We start from the raw sequence: 1975 nt of genomic DNA on the forward strand, positions 1-1975 counted from the left end.
ACGGCCGCGTCGACCTCGTCGCGCGTGCTGCCCGAGCGGAGCACCGCCACCAGACGCGCTCCGGGGACGTCGCCGTTCTCCAGTGCCTCCGCTACCGCGGTCCCGATCGCGCCGGCGCCGATCACGGCCACCGCCAACGGGGGGACGGATGCCCGGTCCGGCCGCGCAGAGGGGGAGTGGTGAGGGGTCATGGTGGCCTCACCGTACCCACGGCCCCTCCGCGGCCGCGCGTTCCCGGCGGTTACCCGGTGGAGCCCACGAGCATCGTCGGGGTGATCCCGAGGTTCGCCCCGTCCGCCACCAGTGCCCGGCCCTCGTCCGTCGCAAGCGCGGCTCCCATCGCCTCGGCGTCCGCGAAGAACAGCTGGGCCATCAGGTGGAACTCGGGTGCGGAGCCGTCCGGGCCGGGCAGGAAGCGTGTGACCTTGGCGTCGTCGAGGCCCGGAACCGCGCGGGCGAGGGGGATGTGGGTCCCGTCGTAGTACTCGTCGAACTTCTCGACGTCGTCGGGGGTTCCGTAGAGGACGGTGAGGGTGATCAAGGGGGTCCTTTCGAGGGGCGCTCCATCCGGTCGTCCGGAGGGTCGCGCACCGGGGATGATGCCGCAGTCGGTCGGGTGGGGAGACGGATTCGCCGGTTGTGGTCGGAGTCCGGATCGGTCGGACCGGCTCCCGATGTGCCAGCATGGTCCCCAGAGTCCCGTGGACGGGTCTCCCGGACGAGGGGCGCCGTACCCGGAGCGCGACAAGACGGCCCGCGGAGGCTGTCATGGCGTGGTTCGTACTCGTTCTGTCCGGGATCCTCGAGGCGGTGTGGGCCACCGCGTTGGGCAGATCCGAGGGCTTCACCCGGCTCGTCCCGTCCGTGGTGTTCGGGGTCGCCCTGGTCGTGAGCATGGCCGGGTTGGCCTACGCGATGAGAGGCCTCCCGGTGGGAACCGCCTACGCCGTGTGGGTCGGCATCGGCGCCTCCCTGACCGTGCTGTACGCCATGGCCACCGGCGCGGAACCGGTCTCGCCGGCCAAGGTGGTCTTCCTCCTGGTGATCATCGGCGGGGTGGTCGGACTCAAGACCGCTGCGTGACCGCCTCGTCAGCGCGGCGCCGGGGTCTACGGTGAGGTGATGAGATCGCGTGCGGCCGGACCACTGGTCGGCCTGGGACTCGTCTACGGGGCCGGGGCCGGCCTGATCATCGGGCTCGCGGTCGCCGGCCCGACCGGCCTGGCCCCGGGCCTGGTCATCGGCGCCGGCCTCGGTGCGGTCGCCGGGAACGTGGCGGAACTCGGGCGTACGGTGGTCCGGAGGCAGGCCCACCGACCCGAGACCCCTCGTGGTCTGCACCGTCATCGACGTCTCCCGAGAGGACCGGTCCACCCATGACCTCCATCACCACAGTCGACCGCGGACCGCGCGTCGTCGCCCGGCGCGTCACCGTCAACGCCCCCGCCGACGAGTTGTTCGCGCTGGTCAACGACCCCGCGAAGCACGGCCTCGTCGACGGATCGGGGACGGTCCGCGACAACGTCAAGGGCCCGTCCGCCCTGTCCGAGGGTGCGAAGTTCACCACGAGGATGCGGATGTACGGCGTCCCGTACCGCATCACCTCCACGGTGACCGAGCATGTCGACACCCCGGAGCTCAAGGTCGTCGAGTGGGCCCACCCCGCCGGGCACCGCTGGCGCTGGGAGTTCACCCCGACCGCCGACGGGCGGACCGAGGTCACCGAGAGCTTCGACAACCGTGAGTCGAAGATCGGGCGGGTCATGGAGCGCGTCGGGATGGCGGAGAAGAACGCCGCCGGGATCACCGAGACGCTCTCGCGCCTGGCCGCGAGGTACGAGTCGAACCGCTGACGATCCGGCCGCGCGCCGCGGGCCGGGCGCGGTCTAGGCGCGCGTGAGGAGCAGCGGAGCCGCGGCGATCCGGGACCACGGGCCACCGACGAAGGTCAACCCCAGGAGCCGGCGGTCGTCCA

4 protein-coding genes, 1 pseudogene and 1 riboswitch are annotated in these 1975 nt (G+C 72.1%); of the genes and pseudogenes, 3 read left to right on the forward strand and 2 right to left on the reverse strand.

Going from position 1 to position 1975, the window contains the following annotated elements; translation table 11 throughout:
• Positions 1-191, reverse strand: a pseudogene (locus tag G6021_RS06355) (hypothetical protein); the annotation flags it as partial.
• Positions 192-241: 50 nt separating this feature from the next.
• Positions 242-541, reverse strand: coding sequence for an EthD family reductase (locus G6021_RS06360; RefSeq protein WP_182611047.1), 300 nt, complete (start codon positions 539-541; stop codon positions 242-244).
• Positions 542-691: 150 nt separating this feature from the next.
• A riboswitch (guanidine-III (ykkC-III) riboswitch) is annotated at positions 692-759 on the forward strand.
• A 9-nt stretch (positions 760-768) separates the two neighbouring features.
• Here G6021_RS06360 and G6021_RS06365 point away from each other — a divergent pair.
• From G6021_RS06365 to G6021_RS06375, 3 genes are read left to right on the forward strand one after another with little or no spacing between them, the layout of a single operon-like run.
• Positions 769-1083, forward strand: a complete 315-nt coding sequence (locus G6021_RS06365) for an SMR family transporter (protein ID WP_179523245.1) — start codon at positions 769-771, stop codon at positions 1081-1083.
• Positions 1084-1122: 39 nt separating this feature from the next.
• The gene (locus G6021_RS06370; protein ID WP_182611046.1) at positions 1123-1380 is read left to right on the forward strand and encodes a hypothetical protein; all 258 of its coding nucleotides are present in this window, start codon (positions 1123-1125) and stop codon (positions 1378-1380) included.
• A complete protein-coding gene (locus G6021_RS06375) occupies positions 1377-1853 on the forward strand; it encodes an SRPBCC family protein (RefSeq protein WP_179523243.1) in 477 nt (158 codons plus the stop codon). The genes G6021_RS06370 and G6021_RS06375 overlap by 4 nt, the downstream gene beginning before the upstream one ends.
• Positions 1854-1975 lie beyond the last annotated feature (122 nt).

The sequence above is a fragment of the Dietzia sp. CW19 genome (genome assembly GCF_014145265.1).
Lineage (GTDB): Bacteria > Actinomycetota > Actinomycetes > Mycobacteriales > Mycobacteriaceae > Dietzia > Dietzia natronolimnaea.